This is a genomic window from Jeotgalibacillus marinus (genome assembly GCF_040801915.1).
GTDB classification, from domain to species: domain Bacteria; phylum Bacillota; class Bacilli; order Bacillales; family Jeotgalibacillaceae; genus Jeotgalibacillus; species Jeotgalibacillus marinus.
This window is the reverse complement of the sequence record NZ_JBFMIA010000312.1, coordinates 1-233: the sequence shown is the minus strand read 5'-3', so window position 1 is coordinate 233 and position 233 is coordinate 1. Positions and strand designations below refer to the sequence as shown.

At 49.8% G+C, this 233-nt stretch carries 1 protein-coding gene; it reads right to left on the bottom strand.

Annotated features, from left to right (window positions below; translation table 11 throughout):
* Positions 1–20: 20 nt before the first annotated feature.
* Positions 21–233: hypothetical protein (locus AB1471_RS17970; RefSeq protein ID WP_367781077.1), on the bottom strand; the 213-nt coding region annotated here is incomplete at its 5' end.

Below are 233 nucleotides of genomic sequence, written 5' to 3'. Positions count from 1 at the left end.
CCACCACACCTAGGGCCAGTTCAACCAACCAGCGAAACCGAACACACCATCGAAACGCACAAGACAAGAGCACGTCTAGCTTGGCCTTGCTTCCTCCTCCCGATCGATCGACCGAGCTCAGCTCCAGCGAAATTAACCATATCTTCACAAGTGTCCATGGCTAGATACTCCCAAGCAATGAGATTGTGATATAGTGATATTTTGCTGCCATCAATCTCGAGCTTACAACGACG